Origin of the sequence: Maribellus sediminis, from assembly GCF_011799805.1 — a bacterium.
Taxonomy (GTDB): domain Bacteria; phylum Bacteroidota; class Bacteroidia; order Bacteroidales; family Prolixibacteraceae; genus Draconibacterium; species Draconibacterium sediminis_A.
Genome location: NZ_WXUB01000005.1, coordinates 297,274 through 317,895, shown reverse-complemented (window position 1 = coordinate 317,895; position 20,622 = coordinate 297,274). Strand labels below are relative to the sequence as shown.

Sequence of the window (20,622 nt, the reverse complement as noted above, 5' to 3'; positions counted from 1 at the left end):
AGTGTCACAGATTATCGCCTTAGAATTACCATCGTTGCTCCGTAACCATATTCCTTAAAGGAGGCGTCCTGGTGGTAATACTTTTTGAATTTTGATTGAAGAAGCTTGGCTACTTCCTGTTTCAACACTCCCTGACCTACTCCATGTATGAAAACAATCCGTTTTACGTGATCGCGTATGGCGGCATTCATTTCCGACTCTACTCTATCCATCTGAATCTCCAGAATCTCGCGGTTACTCAAACCTTCGGAGTTATCAAGTAATTCGGTAATATGCAGATCGATCACCACCTCATCGGTTGTTCTTTTACGCGCAGGTTTTGCAGGATTGTCGCTCTGTGTTTTTTCTTTAACCAGTTGTTTAAAATCGGCTTCAGTCATCACATCGAGGTTATCGGGCGAAAGCTCCGCTGCTATTTTCAAAATCATGGCCGGTCGCTTAAAGTAAGAATTCGGCTGAAAGGAAGAAGCTTTGTAAAACCTCACAGGATTAACACGAAAACGCTTTACAACCGGCGGAAACCATTCATTGCTTTCGCCGCGGAAACGCAGCAACTGAAAGCCAAAATCGGGCAGTGTACTCAGGTCTTCCTGGGTCAGCGAATCGATTTTTACACGTGCGTTTGATTTAACAGCGCCACTTTCTACTAATTCCACTCCCTGCTCTGTTAAGTAGGAATATGTGTATAGCAATTTGAAATTACTGTCGTTCACAAGAAACACCTCAATTTCGCCATTCAAAGGATTTTTTGCATCACTCGGTACAATGCAGAAATAAAATTCCGGAGCATCCTTGCCATTTATTACTTCTCCGTCGGATTCCACAAAAACGGGTGCCGCTGCAGAATTTTCTTCGGCCTGAACCGGTTCAGGAACGTTGCCTCGCACGTTGAGTTCGGGCGCACTCACGTTTACCAGCTGATTGATCGGATAAGGTACCTCGAAACCATCGTCACCTTCCACATTCACCATGTTCTTGCTCAGGAATCCGGTTACCACACCGCCTCCAACATCATTTAAAAATTTTACCCGGTCGCCTACTTTAATCATGTTTTCATGTTTTGTGCAAAAGTACAATTTAAAAATCCTTTGTGAAGCTTTGTGGAAAGTTAGTGAAACTTTGTGGTTACAAATCACACAAAGAACCACAAAGCAGACACAGAGAAACACAAGGAAAGTATTACTTTTGCAGCGCGAATGGAAACGACGATATCACATAAAAACATAAAGATCAGCGATTTCACCTACGAATTGCCCGACGAACGGATTGCAAAATATCCGCTTTCGCAGCGCGATAAATCGAAACTGCTGACCTGGCAAAATGGCAAGATCGGAGAGGATGTATTTGAAAACTGCACCAACTACCTACCCGAAAATGCACAGCTGGTTTTTAATAACACAAGAGTAATTCATGCCCGCCTGTTTTTCAGAAAAGAAACCGGTGCAAAAATCGAGATATTCTGTCTGGAACCTGTGGAGCCAGCCGATTACCAAGTGGCATTTCAGCAAACCGAAGAGGTGACCTGGAAATGTATGGTGGGCAATTCGAAAAAATGGAAAGAAGGATTTCTGATTAATACTTTCGAAATCGATGGAAAAACGGTTGAGCTGACAGCCGCAAAAATTGCACAGGAAGGCAATTCGTTTCATATACGTTTTGTGTGGAGCGGTGGTCTTCATTTTTCAGAGATCATTCAACATATTGGTCAGTTGCCCATTCCACCCTACCTCAATCGCGAAACCGAAGAGTCGGACGAAGAAACTTACCAAACGGTTTACGCCAAAATAGATGGTTCAGTGGCCGCACCAACGGCAGGATTACATTTTACCGATAAGGTTTTTGATCAACTCAAAGCAAAAAAAATAGCCACTCGCGAAATTACCTTGCATGTAGGGGCCGGTACTTTTCAGCCGGTAAAATCGGAAACCATTGAGGGGCATACCATGCACCACGAACAGGTTGAAATTTCGATCGATATCCTCCGGGCTTTTCTTGAAGAACCAAAAAACATTATTGCGGTTGGTACCACCTCGGTACGTTCGGTGGAAAGTTTGTACTGGATCGGGCTGCAACTGGAAGAAAAGCGCTTCGATCTGTTCCATCCGGAAGTAAAACAATGGGAGCCCTACGAAAATAAGGCCAGTATTTCACTGGAAAAGGCCTTGCAGAACATCATTTATTTTTTGGTTGAAAACAACGAAAAAGCCATTCGTTTTTCAACGCAGATCATCATACTTCCCGGCTATCAATTCAAACTGATAAGCGGGATGTTCACCAACTTCCACCAGCCTCAAAGCACGCTTTTATTGCTGATTAGTGCCTTTTTGGGCAACAACTGGAAAAAGGTTTACGATTATGCACTGTCGAACAATTTCCGTTTTCTGAGTTATGGCGACAGTAATTTGTACCTGAAATAATTGCTCCGGTATTTTGTTAAAACTACAGTTTGGGCAACATTTTTCAACTGATATTTTCTAATTTTAAAACCGACTTTAAAAACAGATCGGCTAAAAACAGTATCCATTACCAATGAAGGACACACCGGAATCAATCATTATAGAAAAGCTCGAAAAACAACGCAGTTTTTTTGCTACCCACATCACAAAAGACATAAGTTTCAGACTTACACAACTTCGGAATTTCAAGAAGGCCATTCTTAAAAATCAGAAAAAAATTGAAGATGCTTTATGGACCGACTTGCATAAATCTCCGGAAGAAACCTTTATTACCGAGATTAGCATCGTCATACAGGAAATCGACCAGCACCTCCGAAATTTAAGGTACTGGGCGCGTCCGCAAAGGGTAGATACACCGCTGCCCTTGCTGCCGTCGTCGAGCAAAATTATGTTCGAACCACTTGGTGTTTCCCTGGTGGTGGCCCCTTGGAATTATCCTTTCCAGTTGCTGATGACTCCGCTCGTTGGATCGATATCGGCAGGAGGCTGCACCCTGCTAAAACCTTCTCCCGATGCGCCAAACATTGCCAAAGTAATGGAAGAACTGGTAGCCGAAACGTTCGATCCCGGTTATGTTTCGTTGGTTCAGGGAGGCCGCGATACCAACACTGCCTTATTTAAACAACGTTTCGACCTTATCTTTTTCACCGGCAGCCCGATGCTGGGTAAGATAGTGATGAAGGCAGCTGCCGAACACCTCACCCCTGTGATCCTTGAGCTGGGTGGCAAAAGCCCGTGTATTGTAGATGAAAACGCCAACATCGATGTTGCCGCCAAACGAATTGCCTGGGGGAAAAAAATTAATGCCGGACAGACCTGTATTGCGCCCGATTACCTGCTTGTGCATAAAAGTGTGAAATCGGAACTGCTCGATAAAATTGAAGCCAACATTCGTAAAATGTACGGCGAGAATATCCGCGAAAGCCGCTTTTATCCGCGCATTGTCAGCGACCGGGCAGTAGACAGGCTAAAAACCTTGCTCGACAGCGGAACAGTGCATTCGGGAGGCGAAGTAATCGAAGAAGAACGCTTTATTTCTCCCACAATTCTCGACAATGTCCATCCCCATCACCCGGTAATGCAGGAAGAAATTTTTGGCCCGATCCTGCCGGCACTGACTTTTGAAAAGATTGACGAAGCAGTTTCCTACATCAATTCGCAGGATAAACCGCTTGCTTTTTATTATTTCGGAAAGAATAAAAAAGCAAAGGAGGTTTTGCGGAAAACCACTTCGGGAGGTGCCTGCGTTAACGATACTATTTTGCACATCGCCAACCACGACCTGCCTTTTGGAGGTGTTGGCACCAGTGGTAACGGAAAGTATCACGGTAAACAAAGTTTTCTGGCTTTCAGTAACCAACGCTCCGTTATCACCACACCAACCTGGATCGACCTGCCTTTTAAGTACGTTCCGTTTAAGTATTTCAAACTGCTGAAGAAGATTCTCTGATTCGGTTTCCGGCAATATTCATTTAATTGAAATACAACATTTTAAATCTACATCAACTGAGTATTAAGTTTAGATTTAAGATAAACCTATATGGGTTTAACTTGTTTTGGTACTGAAATAATTCCTTAGCTTTGCGCGCCCTTTTAGAGGGGTAAATGATAAAAAGGATTAGAAAATGATTACAGTATCGAATTTAAGTATTCAATTTGGAAAGCGTGTTTTGTTTCAGGATGTGAATCTGAAATTTACACCCGGTAACTGCTATGGTGTGATTGGTGCCAACGGCGCCGGAAAATCAACATTTTTAAAGGCAATATCGGGCGATATCGATGCCACTTCGGGGAAGGTAATGCTTGGCTCGGGTGAACGTCTTTCAGTGTTGCGTCAGGATCACTTCGCGTTTGATGATTTTACGGTACTCGATACTGTAATGAAAGGTCATACCGAACTCTGGGACCTGATGCAGGAAAAGAACGACCTGTACAACAAACCCGATTTTTCGGAAGAAGACGGAATTAAAGCAGCCGAACTGGAAGAACAATTTGGCGATATGGGAGGTTGGAATGCCGAGAACGACGCAGCTACACTGCTTAGCAACCTGGGGATTAAAGAAGAATACCACTATACCCAAATGAAGGACATGAGCGGTAACCAGAAAGTACGTGTGCTGTTGGCGCAGGCTTTGTTTGGTAATCCCGACAACCTGCTGCTCGATGAGCCTACCAACGACCTTGACCTGGAAACCGTAATTTGGCTCGAGAATTACCTGGCGAATTACGAAAACACGGTTTTGGTTGTATCGCACGACCGTCACTTTTTGGATGCCGTAAGTACGCAAACCATCGACATCGATTTTGGCCAAATTAAAATGTTTGCCGGAAACTACAGTTTCTGGTACGAAAGTAGCCAGCTTGCGCTGCGTCAGCAATCGGCTCAGAATAAGAAAGCCGAAGAGAAAAAGAAAGAACTTCAGGAATTTATTGCCCGTTTTAGCGCCAACGTAGCCAAGTCGAAACAAACCACTAGCCGTAAAAAGATGCTGGAAAAACTGAATGTGGAAGACATTCAGCCATCGACCCGTAAATATCCGGGCATTATTTTTAGACCGGAACGTGAAGCAGGCGACCGTATTCTGGATGTGGAAGATCTGAGTGCAAGTATTGACGGAGTGACACTTTTTAAAGACGTGACTTTTACCGCCGAAAAAGGAGAGAAAATCATTTTCCTGTCGCGTGACCACCGTGCCATGACTGCGCTGTTCGAGATCATTAACGGAAATCGCAAAGCTGATTCGGGAACTTACCAATGGGGACAAACCATTACCACGGCCTATTTACCAATCGATAATTCTGGTTTTTTCCAAAGTGAAAAAACACTATTCGACTGGTTTTGCCAGTTCACCAACGATACTACCGAAGTATTTGTTCGCCAATACCTGGGCCGGATGTTGTTTGCCGGCGAAGAAATTTACAAGAAAGTGAAAGTACTGTCGGGAGGTGAAAAAATGCGATGTATGATTGCCAGAATGCAGCTGCAGGAAGCCAATGCACTGATACTTGATACACCTACCAACCACCTCGACCTGGAATCGATTCAGGCATTCAACAATAACCTGATCACTTATCCGGGTAACATTTTTATGTCGTCGCACGACCACACTTTTATTTCATCGGTGTGCGACCGTGTAATCGAACTAACGCCAAACGGAATTATTGACAAACTAATGAACTACGACGATTATATTACAGACGAGCGCATTCATGAACTGCGCGAAAAAATGTATTCATAATATGGACGGAAAACAGCGTAGAAACATTAAACCGGGACTACTGGTAGAAATTGTATTAAAAAAAGACCAACGAAGCGGTGAACTCACCGAGGGCGTGGTTAAAAGAATTCTCACCAAATCAACCATTCACCCGCATGGCATAAAAGTAATGCTCGAGGATGGCCAGGTTGGAAGGGTAAAAAACATTCTGGAGGAAGAATAACTACCTTCAGCAAAATAAGGATGGCATCCGTTTCTGAGACAATTCAGAACCAGGTGCCATTTTTTTATGAATAGCTCCCAGCTTCTTTCTTACTGCTCTTTCTACGAGCTAATTTGAAGGATTGACGGACGAAGAATTGATTCAATGCGATAATGCGTCAATCATTAAATCTACTTACCAAACCCCTACAGGATTTTAAGATTTTTTCATATGTCTTCTGCTATAAAAATCGAACGCATACTGCGTTGATTCATGATGCAATCCGGTATGGATTTGATTATAGTAATATCGACACAAGCAACAAATCAACAACCCGGTATGGTTGGAAAAACTTAAAAATTGTCGGATTGCAAACTCCCAAAAGAAAACTGTATTCTGAGACTGAACACTGAGAACTGCTCACTCCCTCCTATTCCCGGTTTCCGTAAAAACGATCGAGGATCGATCCGTCGTTAGCTTCTTTTGATAAGGACTCGATGGTACTTTTCGGTACATCGTAAACATCAAGTACGATCAGTCCGTCGAGGCAATTATTGAATTTCGGATCCACATTGAATCCTATTATCTTGGCATTCAGCTTAATGTATTTTTTCAGCAAAACAGGCAAGCCTGAATTGAGCTCATCCAGATCGCCAATGGTTTTGTCGAGCCGGTTGATGTCGCGATCCATGTTCTCCATCAGCAGGTTCAGATCGGTATTATCGCTTTTAAATTTGTAGCTGTTTCTTGGTTTAATGTTCTGCGCCAGTTTCCAGTCAAGGTGATTTCGCATGATAAAGCGAATGATCAGATCTTTGGAGACTTTTGAATAATTATTGCTGATGCTCACCGGCCCGATCAGGTAGCGATACTCGGGATTCTTTAGCAGAAAATACAAAATTCCTTTCCACAACAGGAACAACGGCATAGGTTTCTTCTGGTATTCGCGAATTACAAACGAGCGCCCCAGTTCGATACTCTCCTTTAAAACCGGCTTAAATTTCTCGTCGATCCGGAACAAGGTATGTAAATAAAATCCGCGTCGCCCGTACTGTTCCATTATATCGAGTCCTTTCCCCAAACGGTAGGCGCCAACCAGGCGTTGTTCATCCTCATCCCAGATAAACAACTGGTAATAATACAAATCAAACTCATCAATATCGATGCTGTTATTGGTGCCCTCACCTACCTCACGAAAAGTAACTTCGCGCAGGCGGCCGATCTCATTCAGGATATTCGGAATACGGTTTGAAGGAGCACAATATGCAATGTAATTTTTAAGTTTGAACAAGGTTCCGTCGGCCTTAATCGCCTGGATCTCTTTCAATATTTTTTCCAACGGAACCGGATCTATTATCGGTTGTGGCTTTCCCGACGGTTTCATCGAATAATTAAAGAAACGTTTCACCTCGATGTCCGATTCCATGCCATAAGTCCTGGCGCGCAAATAACGTCCAAATTGATAGATGTCGCAAAACCTTTCTTGTTCGTCTATCGGAATAGCACTGCCGATGCGTATTTTAATATTTTTATGCTTCTTGCTTAACAGCTCTGAAGGCATGCGTGCATTTTGCAAGGTTGGATGGATCTTGGCAAAAAAATGCAACAAACGGCTGTTCGTTCCCTGGAATAAAACCGGTACCACCGGCACATTAGCTTTTCGAATAAACTTTACAAATGGAAACTGCCAGACGCGGTCGCTAACACCATCAAAAGTATCTTTTGAATTCAGATCGATCGCAGGAAACAAGCACAAAACACCATTGTTCTGAAGATGCTCCAACGCTTCTTCCCAGCCACCGGCTCCATTACCATCTTCAAATGAATTTTCAGATAAGAAATAATTAGCAACAGGCTCGATCCTCCGGAGCAGAAAGTTCGCCAGCACTTTTACATCGCTCCGAACCATCGAAATATATTTTATCAGCAGAAGTCCGTCGAAACCACCTAGCGGGTGATTGGCAACAATAATTAGCGGGCCTTCTTTTGGAATTTTTTTAAGCTGACTTTCATCAAATTCAATATTGAATTCAAGGGTCTTAATCAATTCATCGATAAAACTGACGCCACTCTTTTCAGCAATCTGGCTATACAACTTATTTAACTTGTTATAGCGTAAAATATACATTAGGAATTTGGCAAAATAATCACCACTGGTGTGTGCGGCCGGACGATCCCTGAATAAATCCTTCGGATTAAGTAATTCCATTTATTGCTGCTTACGGTAACAATCAAGTTTAGTTCCTGTACAAAAATAGAATGTTTTTTGGATTATAAATTTTTACTGCCATATTTTTCAAATGCCTTTAAAAACTGCATGTAGCGGACAGAATTACAGCAAGATAGTACGTTTGCCTGCATTTTTTTGATCATATTTGTCGCGAGTTTGTTATAGTTGAATAAAAGCTTGAACATTGGATATTAATTTAGATAAAAGCCTTTGGCTACCCACATCGAAAAAAGAAGTTGAACAACTGGGGTGGAGCGACATCGATGTGATATTGTTTACCGGCGATGCCTACATCGATCATCCCTCATTTGGCGCTGCCGTTATCGGGCGCGTGCTTGAACACGAGGGGCTGCGAGTTGCCATTGTACCACAACCCAACTGGAAAGACGATCTTCGCGATTTCAAAAAACTGGGAAAACCCAACCTGTTTTTTGCCGTTACCGGCGGAAACATGGACTCCATGGTAAACCACTACACCGCCGGGAAACGCAAACGCCACAACGATGCATACACACCGGGCGGACGGTCGGGACAAAGGCCCGATTATGCCACCATCACCTATTCGAAAATATTAAAAGAATTGTATCCCGAAGTTCCGATCGTAATTGGCGGAATTGAAGCATCGCTGCGCCGTGTAACTCATTACGATTACTGGTCGGATAAACTGATGCCATCGATATTGGTGGATACACAGGCCGATCTGCTTTTTTACGGCATGGGCGAAAAATCGATTCTTGAATTTGCCCGGTTAGTTAAACGTGGCATCCCAATCAATACTTTAACCAGCATTCCGCAAACCGTTTTCCTGGTTGACGAAAACGAAAGTTACGCCACCAAAAAGAACTGGGACGAACTGGAACTGGCTTCGCACGAAACCTGTCTTCTCGATAAAAAGGAATATGCACGAAATTTCATGCACATTGAAGAGGAATCGAACAAGATGGAGGCCAAAAAGCTGATTCAGCGCATCGGAAATAAAAAGATCGTGGTAAATCCGCCGTGGCCAACTTTTAAGGAAAACGAGATTGACCGCATTTACGATCTGCCGTATACCCGGCTTCCTCACCCGCGTTACCACAACAAGGAAACCATACCTGCTTACGAAATGATACGGCACTCAATAAACATCCACCGCGGCTGTTTTGGGGGCTGTACTTTTTGCACCATTTCGGCACACCAGGGGAAATTCATTGCCAGCCGTTCCGAAAAATCGGTTCTGAAAGAAGTTGAGCAAGTAACGCAAATGCCCGATTTCAAAGGCTACATTTCCGACCTTGGCGGACCGTCGGCGAACATGTACAAAATGAAGGGCATCCACGAGGAAATTTGCAAAAAGTGCAAACGCCCTTCCTGTATTTTTCCAACGGTTTGCAAAAACCTCGATGTAAGCCACAAACCCATGCTCGATCTGTACCGAAAAGTTCGCCAGCACCCGAAAGTAAAAAAAGCCTTTATTGGCAGCGGAATCCGTTACGATATGATCCTTGAAAAAACAAGGGACGAAGAAGTAAACCAGGTAAACAAAGAATACCTGCGCGAAGTGATCAAACATCATGTTTCGGGGCGCTTAAAAGTGGCACCCGAACATTCATCCGACGAGGTATTGAAGTTTATGCGAAAACCTTCGTTCAAATTGTTTGAGGAGCTGAATGAAGAATTCAAAAAAATAAACGAGGAGGAAAACCTGAACCAACAACTGATCCCTTATTTCATTTCGAGTCATCCCGGCAGCAAGTCGGAGGACATGGCCGACCTGGCCATAAAAACGAAGCAAATGAATTTCAAGCTTGAACAGGTTCAGGATTTTACCCCAACACCAATGACTTTGGCAACCGTCGTGTATTATTCTGGTTATCACCCCTACACCATGGAGAAAATTTATACTGCCAAAAACAAGCACGATAAGGAAAATCAGCGAAAGTTCTTTTTCTGGTACAAAAACGAATTCAGAAATTCGATTAAAAACGACCTGGAACGAAAAGGACGCAGCGACCTGGTGAAAAAACTATTCAAAAAATAAGACATAAAACCCTGTTAAGTTATGATCGTTAAAAGAGTTCTTCCTTTGCTGCTTGCCATTTTCCTGAGTAGTTGTGCTGAGTTAACACAACTGGCACAACAAACACTCGACATGAATGCACCTTTAAGTCAAAACGAAATAATTGCCGGTTTAAAAGAAGCCCTGATCACCGGAGCAAATAATTCAGCAGACCTATTGGGCACGGTTGACGCGTATTACAAGGATGAACTGGTAAAAATAATGCTACCACCCGAAGCGGATATTATCGTTGATAACATCAAAAAAATACCCGGCGGCGAGGACCTGGTTGAAGACGTACTGCTACACATTAACCGGGCAGCCGAGGATGCTGCCAAAGAAGCCGCTCCTATTTTTGTGAACAGCATTAAAAGCATGTCTTTTTCTGATGCCATGGGAATTTTAAATGGTAACGAAAATGCAGCAACCAAGTATCTGTACACAACCACCTACGACCAGTTGTTTCAATTGTATCAACCCAAAATTAAAGCATCGGTTGAGAAAGACCTGGTTGGCAACATTTCAACAAAAGAAAGCTGGGATTCACTTACAGGGAAATACAACAAAATAGCCAACAGCGTGGCCGGACAATTTGCCGGATTAAAACCGGTGGATACTGAACTGGAAGATTACCTGACACAAAAAGCGCTGGACGGTTTATTTTTGAAAATTGCAGCCGAAGAAAAACAGATCCGCGAAAATCCTGCAGCACGGGTAACAACGCTGCTGAAACGTGTGTTTGGTTCGGTGGATAAATAAGAAAGCTCTGAGCTTTGAGCTTTGAGCTTCGTGTATTAGATTCCTCAGTCGTACCTCCTTCGGAATGACAATGTATGTTCTGAACTCGCGGCGCTAAATGATCTGTAATTAGTATGTGAATTATCTGGTGCCGCGAATCAAATTTAGCAATTGTCATCCCGATCCGGCAATTGACGGAGAGGTATCTCATTTTCCAAACTACATTCACCAACCAACATTCTAATCCAGAATTATAAACGTTGTTTGACCCGCCTGAATGGACGGGCAGGGATTGAAGATTTAGAATTATGAAGCAGCGAGGATCAGGGATCCTAGTTCTAGGGAACTGTTCTCTCTTTTAAAGAACAGTTCCTTATTACCTCGGCATCTGTCTTCCGACTTCTTGCAATCAGCATTTTTTTAGCTTCTTAAACATGTTTGATTGAATTATTGGCGAATAATGCCTAATTTCAATTTACTCAATTTTCATTGCTGCAGATCAGCCAACAGTTACTAACCTGTAAAACTTGAGCGTCATGAGATTAGAATTTTGCAGAGTTGAAGAGGCCAACGACCTGGTCAACCAACTGATAGAACACCACCCGCAAGCCATATTTCTTACCGATCACGATTTTAAAGTACGATACTTTAACAAGCCTTTTCAGGAATTAACTAAAAGCGACAAGGGTGATATCATCGATCACGAGTTCTGCGAAGTTATGGGCTGTACACAACGTGAAAAGTTCGATGTATCAGACAATGGATTCTGTAAACATTGCCAGTTGCGCGAGTTGCTTTCGGGTAACATTTCGGAAATGGAACTGATTCGCGATTTTGTGATTAACAACAAGGTGAAGACAAAACACCTGCACATCGATTCGCACCGGGTTGTGATGGACGGCCATAAATACCGTCTGGTGGTTATCGATGACCGAACGATGAAACATAAAATAGATTAAATCGTAATTCAGGATCAAATCTCCGGTATTTTTTAATTCTTCGCTTTATTCGTTTCCCCTAAATTTGATAGCTTTACAGGCGTTTCGAAAAAACTTCGGACGATTAACCTGTTACAACAAGCCTTATGATTAAGAAAATTGCGCTGCTGACCGTTTCAGCACTTACCTTGTTTTCGTGCCAACCTACCCAAACACCTTCTAAAAAAGAAAATACGACCGTACCCGATCTTGCAAAATATGTCAACCCGATGGTGGGCACTAAAAATATGGGGCATACCTACCCCGGCGCCACCACGCCTTTTGGAGGTGTTCAGCTTAGTCCGGACACCAACGAGGAACCCTATTCAATCGACGGTCAGTACAACGGAGAAACATACCGTTATTGTTCGGGTTACCAATACGACGATAATACGATCTTTGGATTTAGCCATACACATTTTAGCGGTGTCGGTCATTCCGACCTGGGCGATTTTCTGGTGATGCCAACCACCGGACAACTAAACCTTGAGCCGGGAAAAGCCGATCAGCCGGGAAGTGGCTATCACTCGCAATTTTCACACGACACAGAAACTGCCGAACCGGGTTATTACAAGGTTCATCTCGACGATTACAATATTAAAGCCGAACTTACGGCCAGCGATCGTGTTGGTTTTCACCAATACACGTTTGAAGAACCGGGCGATGCGCACATTCTGCTCGATCTTGTATATAACATCTACAATTATCCCGAGAAAAACGTGTGGACCTTTATTCGTGTTGAAAACGATTCGCTGGTGACAGGATTCCGGCAAACAAAGGGCTGGGCACGCAACCGCAAGGTTTATTTCGCGATGGCATTCTCGAAACCCTTCGAAAGTTACGGGCACAAAAAATACGACCCGGCAAGCTACAACGGATTTTACCGCCGCTTTTCGGAAGATGAGAATTTCCCTGAAATGGCCGGAAGAAATATTCGTGCCTACTTTAATTTCGACGCTCAACAGAATGAAAAAATCAAGATAAAATTTGCACTTTCATCGGTGAGTACCGAAGGTGCACTGAAAAATATGGAGGCTGAAATACCCGATTGGGATTTTGAAGCTGTAAAAACGGAAGCACGCCAAAAGTGGAACGAGGAACTCGCAAAAGTGGATGTGGTAACTTCTACGGAGGAAGAATTGTATTCCTTTTACACGGCTCTTTACCACTCGAAACTCAGCCCCATTATTTACGAAGATGTCGACGGGCAATACCTCGGTCTCGACCAGAATATTCATCAAAGCGACGGTTTTACCAACTACACCATTTTCTCGCTTTGGGATACCTACCGGGCACTGCATCCGCTTTTTAATATTCTGGATCCGCAGCGCAACAGCGACATGGTAAAATCAATGCTGGCCCACCAGGAGCAAAGCGTACACCACATGCTTCCGATCTGGAGCCACTATGCCAACGAAAACTGGTGTATGATCGGTTACCATTCGGTTTCGGTAATTGCCGATGCTTTTGCCAAAGAAACTACCGATGCCGATCTTGAAAAAGCACTTGATGCCTGCATCAGTACTTCAAAAGTGGCATATTTTAACGGAATTGGGGAGTATATGGAACAAGGCTATGTTTCGGAAGAAGGCAGTCCGTACTCGGTTTCGCTTACACTCGAGTATGCCTACAACGACTGGTGCATTGCCCAGCTAGCGAAAAAACTCGGAAAAACCGATGTCTACGTTGAATACATGAAGCGTTCGGAATCGTACAGAAATGTTTACGACAGCCAAATTGGTTTTATGCGGCCCAAACACGAAGATGGGTCCTGGCGCGCAGAATTTGATCCGATGGATACTCACGGCCAGGGTTTTATTGAAGGAAATGCGTGGAACTACGGGCTTTATGTACCTCAGCAGATCGACACGATGGTGGCTCTGATGGGCGGAAAAGACAAATTTGCAGCTCAACTTGATGAGCTTTTTTCTACCGAGGTGGCCGATAAATACATTGAAAAGAACGAAGACATTACCCGCGATGGAATGATCGGAAATTATGTACACGGTAACGAACCGGGGCATCATATTCCGTATTTATACAACTGGACCAACCAGCCGTGGAAAACACAGGAACGGGTGCGGATGATCCTCGACACCATGTATAAAAACAAAGTAGATGGTCTTTGCGGAAACGACGATGCCGGCCAGATGAGTGCCTGGTATATTTTCAGTTCGCTGGGATTCTATCCTGTCCTTCCCGGCTCTGATGAATACGCTTTGGGAAGCCCAATGGTAAAATCGGCAACCCTAAAGCTTGATAACGGAAAAACATTAAAAATTGAGGCTGTGAATCAAAGTCCGGAAAATGTGTACGTCGAAAAAGTGGAGTTGAACGGTGAGGTTTTGAATTCACTGTCGATCAAACACAGCTATATTATTAATGGTGGTGAGTTGAAATTTTACATGAGTGACAAACCAAAGATTTAAGACTTTTGAGGTTCTTAGTGTCTACTTTGTGGTTCTTATTGTAACAAAAAAACGGTACACAAAGAGCCACGAAGAAGTTCTAAGTACCACAGTGTTTTCAAACTTAGATTTTCTTCTAGATCACAAAATCAGCCCTCTGATTCCCCTCAAGGGGAGAATTGAGAACAGAAAAACGATTGGTTTCGTAACATTTGCTTATTAAAATAACCTCCCTTGCCACGTATCTCTTTCGGAAAGACGCTTCTCAACTTTGGCTACAAATTCAAAGTTTTTGAGTCCCCACTTTGGTGCGATCAGCATATCGTATGGCGCCTGACTTATAAAACGCTCAACAATAATCGCCGGATTCAGCAATTCGAGGTAATCAACCACCAGGTCGGTGTATTCTTCTGCTGTGTACAATCTAAATCGTTCCGGGCTCTCGCTAAATTGCTTTTCCAGCACTGTGCGTTTATGAATTTGCAGTTGGTGCAGTTTCAGGTTTTTAACAGGCAGTTGTGAAATAACCCGGGCCTGCTCCATCAAATCTTCGTGGCTTTCACCCGGCAATCCCAGAATCATGTGCGCGCAATTGTTGATCCCACGTTTCGCCGTTTCTTCCATTGCCCAAACCGATTCAGCAAAAGTATGTCCGCGGTTAATGCTTTCCAGCGTTCGGTCAAGGTGCGATTCAACACCGAATTCTACCATAACATATACTTTTTTACTCAATTCGGCCAGGTAATCCAGCAGCTCGGGATACACCGCATCGGGACGTGTAGAAATAACGAGGCCAACAATCTTGGGGTGTTCCAGCGCCTCTTCGTACAAAAGTCTCAAATCGTCGAGGGGCGCATAAGTATTAGTGTAGGCCTGAAAGTAGGCCAGAAATTTCATCGACTTGTATTTCTTCGCAAAAAAATCGATGCCTTTTTGCACCTGGCTACTTACACTGTTTTCGAGATTACAATAGGTGGGTTTAAACGTTTTGTTATTACAATAGGTGCATCCTCCAACACCCTTCGAGCCATCGCGGTTCGGGCAGGTGAATCCGGCATCAATTGAAACCTTTTGCACCCGCTCCGAAAACAGGTTCCTGAAATAGGTCGGAAAATCATTGTAACGTCGTTCGTGTCCCCAGCTATAAATCCCCAAATTCATTAACTTTAATTTAAGGTCACAAAAATAGATAAAAATCAGTAGCTCTCAGGGTTACAAAAACTTATCAACAAATATTGAAAACTTTCGGCACAATCAGACCTGAAATCGGTTTCAATTCAGGAATCAAATACCTAATTTTAAACTGATCTTAAACGATACAATATGTTCTCAGAAAAGGATAAGTTACTGATAAAACAAAGAGGGAGTGAGACAAAGACCGTTCTGACACAGATCGAAAATTTCAAAAAAGGATTTCCATACTTACCCATAGAAGAAGCCGCGTCCGTTGGAAACGGCATCATTAAATTAAACGAAGAGACGCTGCAAAAACGCATGGCGCTTTACGACGAGAAAGTAGCCGGGGGAACAAAACCACTGAAGTTTGTACCTGCATCGGGTGCTGCCAGTCGTATGTTTAAAGCATTGTTTGAAGCTTCGGAAGCCTGCGAAACAAAACCGGAAGATGAAGTGCTGAGTGCAAATAAAGACGCTGCCCAGTACATTGCAGAACTCGACAAATTTGCTTTTGCCGACGAGCTGAAAGCAAGTATAGAAAAAGCAGGGATGGAAGCCACCGTAAAAAACAAAATCGATTTTTTACTGGGTGATTCAGGTCTGGGATACGGCAGTAAACCAAAGGGTTTGCTGAAGTTCCACTCATACAAACACGGCGCGCGTACACCATTCGAAGAGCACCTGGTAGAAGGAGCCAAATATGCCTGCGACAGGGACAGAAATGTACGCATACATTTTACTGTTTCGCCGGAACATCAGGCAGGTTTTGAAACACTTTTTGCCTCCGTTAGAGAAAAATACGAGAGAGAACTCGACGTAAAATTCGATGTGAGCTTTAGTCAGCAAAAACCATCAACCGATACCATTGCTGTTGATATGAACAATGAACCGTTCAGAAACGATGACGACTCGTTGTTGTTCCGCCCGGGAGGACACGGTGCGCTCATCGAGAACCTGAACGATCTGAATGCCGACATTATTTTTATCAAGAACATTGACAATGTGGTGCCCGATCATTTGAAGCTGGCAACCATCGATTATAAAAAAGCACTAGCCGGAGTTCTATTGAAACACCAGGCAAAACTTTTTATCTATCAGAAAGAGCTGAATGAGAAGCATTATGTAGCGTTGGAAAGTGCCTTTCTGGCCGAGGTAGCTAACTTTTTGGAAAATACGCTGAATACAAAACCGGCCGAAAGTCAGTATTATACTGAAAAAGAAGAACTCTACCACTACCTGAAAGAAAAGCTGAACCGCCCTTTGCGCGTTTGCGGAATGGTAAGAAACGAAGGCGAACCCGGTGGAGGGCCATTCTGGGCACAAAATGCCGACGGCACTGTTTCGCTGCAGGTTGTTGAAAGTTCGCAGATCGATCCCGACAGCGTTCAGCAACAGACCATTGCCAAACACGCCACGCACTTCAACCCGGTTGATTTGGTTTGTGGTGTAAAAAATTACAGGCACGAAAAATACGATTTGACAAAATATACGGATCCGGCGACGGGTTTTATTTCAAAAAAATCAAAAGACGGAAAAGAACTAAAAGCACAGGAATTACCTGGTCTGTGGAACGGCGCTATGAGCGACTGGAATACGCTATTTGTTGAAGTTCCGATCGAGACCTTTAACCCTGTTAAAACGGTAAACGATCTGCTTAGAGATCAGCATCTTTAACCGGTTTTTTTCTTTGCCGTTTAATTATTAATTTCGCGAACTCATTTTTGCCAATGAACGAGGAAAGAGATAATTTTAGTGAAGAGGATTGGAGTGAGGCATTAAAGCAATTTAAAAGCTCGCTGATATCTGGTAGAAAAAGGTACTTTGATGTTTCTGAATTTGAAGGTATTGTTGACCAGCTAATGGAAGAAGGCGATTTAAACGCTTCTGAAATTGCGGCCAAACAAGGCATCCAGATACACCCCAACGCGGTAGCGCTTCAGTTGAAATATGCACAGATTCTTATTAGCCAGGGCAAATACAATCAGGCACAGAAGTACCTCGATTTTGCCGAACGGGTGGAAGAACGCAATCCGGATGTTTATTTGCTGAAAGGATCGGCCTACCTGATCATGGGTCAGGAAACCGAAGCGCGCTTTGCGTTTGGTAAAGCCGTTAAATATGCCGATGGTGATGCCGATGAAATTCTGTATCACATTGCTTCAGCGCATATTCAGATAGGAGAGATAAAAAAAGCATTTTCGTACCTGCGTCAGGCCCACGAGATCAATCCCGAAAATGATCTGGTGTTGTACGATTTGGCGTTTTTCTCCGATCAGATGGGCGATTACAAAAAAAGTATCGCCTATTACAATCGCTTTATCGATAACGATGTATATAATTACACAGCCTGGTTCAACCTGGGAATTGTGTACAACAAGGCAGAAAAGCATAAAAAAGCCATTGAAGCCTACGAATATGCGCTGGCTATTAACGAGAACTTCCACATGGCACTTTTCAATATTGGAAATGCTCTGGCCAACTCGGGCAAATTTGAAAAGGCGATTGAGAAATACAACGAATACCTGGAATTGGATCCCGATAACGACGATGCATATTGTTACATCGGCGAGTGTTACCTGAACCTGGAAGAAAGCTTTAAAGCGGAAGCCAGTTATCAGAAAGCCATCCAGATAAATTCGGATAACGACACAGCCTGGTTTGGACTGGGCTTGCTAATGTGGATTGAGCGTAAATTCGACGAAAGCCTTGTATTTATTAAAAAGGCCGCGAAACTCGACAAAGAAAATTCGGAATACTGGCTCACCATGGGCAAGGTTTACAAAGATGCCGGCCGTATGGAAGAAGCAATAAAAGCTTTTAAACAAGGCGCCAAAGTGGATTCCGAAAATACCGAACTGTGGCTAACCTGGGCCGAAACGCTGCGATCAATGGATCAGAACGATAAAGCGGTGAAACTGCTGGAAAAGGCCATCGATAAGAACGATGATTCGATGTTAAAATACCGCCTGGTGTCGTTCCTGCTCGAAGACAAAAAGCAAAAAGTGGCTTTCGAATGGCTGCGGTCGGCGATGAAACAGGATTTTGAAAACATCAACTACCTGTTTGATATTTACCCAAAATCGCTAAAAAGCAAACGCCTGAAAAAGGTTGTCGACGATTTTAGAAGAGATCACAATATTTAATAAGCTTATAGTCTAGTTTAAATAATCATCTCCAAATTCTCTCGAGAGAGTAAAAATTCTTCGCGCTTCATTGCAAGCTCTACTTTTGCTAAAAAAAGAATATGTGGGCAATTGCCGGACTACTTTCTGCATTCTTTCTGGGCATTTACGACATTTTTAAGAAAACATCGTTGAACGAAAATGCCGTTATGCCGGTGTTGTTTTTTTCCACCGTAACCAGTTCACTTGTGTTTTTGCCGGTGGTGATTGGCTCCAGGTATTTCCCTGATATTTTTAACCAAATTGGTTTGTATTCACCACAACTAACAGTTGCAGAACATTTGCAGGTCTTGCTAAAATCGTTTATTGTTGTTTCGAGTTGGATACTTGCCTTTTTTGCGCTGAAACATTTGCCCGTTACCATTTTCGCACCTATCCGTGCCACCGGCCCACTGTGGACTTTGATTGGCGCCATCATTATTTTTCACGAACGGCTGAACAGCTTGCAGTGGATAGGCGTTTCACTCACCCTCATTTTTTTCTACCTGTTTTCAACTGCAGGAAAGCTCGAAGGCATTGAATTCCGTCGCAACAAATGGATTTTTCTGATTATCGGGGCAACCATCATCGGGTCGATCAGCGGACTATACGATAAGTTCATTATTTCACGTATCGACCGGATTGCTGTTCAGGCCTGGTTTTCGTTTTACCAGGTGGTAATTTTGCTTCCGGTTCTGGCCGTTTTTTGGTATCCAAACCGCAAAAACACGACGTCCTTTCAATGGCGCTTGACAATTGCTACTATAGGGATCAGCCTGATTATAGCCGACTTCCTCTACTTTTATGCACTCAGCATCGAAGGATCGATGATCTCCATGCTTTCAGCTTTACGCAGAAGCAGTGTGTTGATTGCATTTGGACTTGGCGCCATCCTGTTTAAAGAACAAAACCTGAAAAAGAAAGGTATTTACCTGGTGGGAATTTTAGCAGGAATCTTACTGATCACCCTTGGTAGTCGGTAAGTTTTAAGAAGACCAGACTGTCAAGACCACAAAATCAAACATTATTTGTTATTTTCGACCTTCCAAAATTAGAATATGAACAGAACATTTAAAGATTACGCACTACTTACTCTGAAAGGAATGGGAATGGGTGCAGCCGATGTTGTGCCGGGCGTTTCGGGCGGGACTATCGCTTTTATCACCGGTATTTACGAAGAATTGATCAACTCCATAAAATCGATCAACCTCGCTGCGATAAAACTTTTACTCAGTTTTAAACTGGCCGAATTCTGGAAAGCCATAAACGGAACCTTTCTGCTGAGTGTGTTTATCGGCATTGGCATCAGCGTATTTTCGCTGGCCAAAGGATTGGAATACCTGCTCCACCACTACCCTATTTTGGTGTGGTCGTTCTTTTTTGGTTTGATCGTCGCATCTGCTATTTACGTAGCACGCTCGATTAAGAACTGGAACGTTGGTACCATTATTTCAGGAATTGCCGGAATTGCCATCGCTTATGCCATTACAGTTCTGAGTCCGGCCGAAGCCAACACCGCTTACTGGTTTGTGTTTGTTTCAGGAATGATTGCTATTTGCGCCATGATATTGCCGGGCATTTCGGGAAGTTTCATCCTGGTTTTGTTAGGCATGTACAAATTCATACTTGGAGCCGTTGGCGATCTGAACATCGCTGTTATTCTGACTTTCATGGTTGGAGCTGCCATCGGAATCATCGCTTTTTCAAATGTACTGTCGTGGTTGCTAAAAAAATACCACAACCTTACAATTGCCATGCTGGCAGGTTTTATGGTGGGCTCGCTTAACAAAGTTTGGCCCTGGAAAGAAGTTACCGAAACAATTATCGATCGTCATGGTGAATTAAAACCGATTGCCGAACGCAATATTATGCCCGGACCTTACGAACAAATCACCGGACACGAAGCCTGGCTGCTTGGTGCCATTGCACTGGCTGTTGTTGGTTTTGTGCTTATATTTGTAGTTGAAGGAATCGGAAAGAAACTGTCGAAGTAAACGAATACTTGAAACTCACGACTC

Annotated in this window: 15 protein-coding genes; 12 read left to right on the top strand and 3 right to left on the bottom strand. The window is 43.4% G+C overall.

Going from position 1 to position 20,622, the window contains the following annotated elements; genetic code table 11:
* Positions 1–11 precede the first annotated feature (11 nt).
* Positions 12–1,049 carry a DUF2027 domain-containing protein gene (locus tag HFD85_RS18880; protein WP_167613396.1) on the bottom strand — a complete coding sequence of 346 codons (1,038 nt, stop codon included), beginning with the start codon at positions 1,047–1,049 and terminating at the stop codon, positions 12–14.
* A gap of 147 nt (positions 1,050–1,196) precedes the next feature.
* Between HFD85_RS18880 and HFD85_RS18875 the strand changes: the two genes are divergently transcribed.
* From HFD85_RS18875 to HFD85_RS18860, 4 genes are all read left to right on the top strand, one after another.
* Positions 1,197–2,417 (top strand): S-adenosylmethionine:tRNA ribosyltransferase-isomerase, encoded by a 1,221-nt coding sequence (locus HFD85_RS18875; protein WP_167613394.1) that lies wholly within the window; start codon positions 1,197–1,199, stop codon positions 2,415–2,417.
* A gap of 112 nt (positions 2,418–2,529) precedes the next feature.
* Positions 2,530–3,906: an aldehyde dehydrogenase gene (locus tag HFD85_RS18870; protein ID WP_167613392.1), complete on the top strand. Its 1,377-nt coding sequence runs from the start codon at positions 2,530–2,532 to the stop codon at positions 3,904–3,906.
* A gap of 175 nt (positions 3,907–4,081) precedes the next feature.
* Entirely contained in the window at positions 4,082–5,695 is a 1,614-nt protein-coding gene (locus tag HFD85_RS18865) for an ABC-F family ATP-binding cassette domain-containing protein (protein WP_167613390.1), read from the top strand.
* 1 nt (position 5,696) lies between these two features.
* Complete coding sequence (locus HFD85_RS18860; RefSeq protein ID WP_167613388.1) at positions 5,697–5,897, top strand: YwbE family protein; 201 nt, start codon at positions 5,697–5,699, stop codon at positions 5,895–5,897.
* 409 nt (positions 5,898–6,306) lie between these two features.
* On the opposite strand, the gene HFD85_RS18855 is transcribed toward HFD85_RS18860, so the two are convergent.
* Complete coding sequence (locus HFD85_RS18855) at positions 6,307–8,085, bottom strand: GNAT family N-acyltransferase (protein ID WP_167613386.1); 1,779 nt, start codon at positions 8,083–8,085, stop codon at positions 6,307–6,309.
* A gap of 205 nt (positions 8,086–8,290) precedes the next feature.
* Here HFD85_RS18855 and HFD85_RS18850 point away from each other — a divergent pair, with 205 nt between their 5' ends.
* The 4 genes from HFD85_RS18850 (at position 8,291) to HFD85_RS18835 (ending at position 14,288) form a co-directional block, all read left to right on the top strand.
* Positions 8,291–10,126 (top strand): YgiQ family radical SAM protein, encoded by a 1,836-nt coding sequence (locus tag HFD85_RS18850; protein ID WP_206082022.1) that lies wholly within the window; start codon positions 8,291–8,293, stop codon positions 10,124–10,126.
* A gap of 21 nt (positions 10,127–10,147) precedes the next feature.
* Complete coding sequence (locus HFD85_RS18845; protein WP_167613384.1) at positions 10,148–10,903, top strand: DUF4197 domain-containing protein; 756 nt, start codon at positions 10,148–10,150, stop codon at positions 10,901–10,903.
* Positions 10,904–11,418: 515 nt separating this feature from the next.
* Positions 11,419–11,841: a PAS domain-containing protein gene (locus tag HFD85_RS18840; RefSeq protein ID WP_167613382.1), complete on the top strand. Its 423-nt coding sequence runs from the start codon at positions 11,419–11,421 to the stop codon at positions 11,839–11,841.
* Between the two features lie 125 nt (positions 11,842–11,966).
* Positions 11,967–14,288: a GH92 family glycosyl hydrolase gene (locus HFD85_RS18835; RefSeq protein WP_167613380.1), complete on the top strand. Its 2,322-nt coding sequence runs from the start codon at positions 11,967–11,969 to the stop codon at positions 14,286–14,288.
* A gap of 198 nt (positions 14,289–14,486) precedes the next feature.
* On the opposite strand, the gene mnmL is transcribed toward HFD85_RS18835, so the two are convergent.
* Positions 14,487–15,428 (bottom strand): tRNA modification radical SAM protein MnmL/YtqA, encoded by a 942-nt coding sequence (mnmL, locus tag HFD85_RS18830; protein ID WP_167613378.1) that lies wholly within the window; start codon positions 15,426–15,428, stop codon positions 14,487–14,489.
* A gap of 162 nt (positions 15,429–15,590) precedes the next feature.
* On the opposite strand from mnmL, the gene HFD85_RS18825 reads away from it, so the two are divergent.
* The 4 genes from HFD85_RS18825 to HFD85_RS18810 all read left to right on the top strand — a co-directional run bounded on the left by HFD85_RS18825 (position 15,591) and on the right by HFD85_RS18810 (position 20,598).
* Positions 15,591–17,117: a DUF4301 family protein gene (locus HFD85_RS18825; protein WP_167613376.1), complete on the top strand. Its 1,527-nt coding sequence runs from the start codon at positions 15,591–15,593 to the stop codon at positions 17,115–17,117.
* A gap of 53 nt (positions 17,118–17,170) precedes the next feature.
* On the top strand, positions 17,171–18,586 hold the full coding sequence (locus HFD85_RS18820; protein WP_167613374.1) for a tetratricopeptide repeat protein: 1,416 nt from the start codon (positions 17,171–17,173) through the stop codon (positions 18,584–18,586).
* Between the two features lie 101 nt (positions 18,587–18,687).
* Entirely contained in the window at positions 18,688–19,587 is a 900-nt protein-coding gene (locus HFD85_RS18815; RefSeq protein ID WP_167613372.1) for a DMT family transporter, read from the top strand.
* A gap of 75 nt (positions 19,588–19,662) precedes the next feature.
* Positions 19,663–20,598 carry a polyprenyl-phosphate transporter gene (locus HFD85_RS18810; protein ID WP_167613370.1) on the top strand — a complete coding sequence of 312 codons (936 nt, stop codon included), beginning with the start codon at positions 19,663–19,665 and terminating at the stop codon, positions 20,596–20,598.
* Positions 20,599–20,622: the final 24 nt, after the last annotated feature.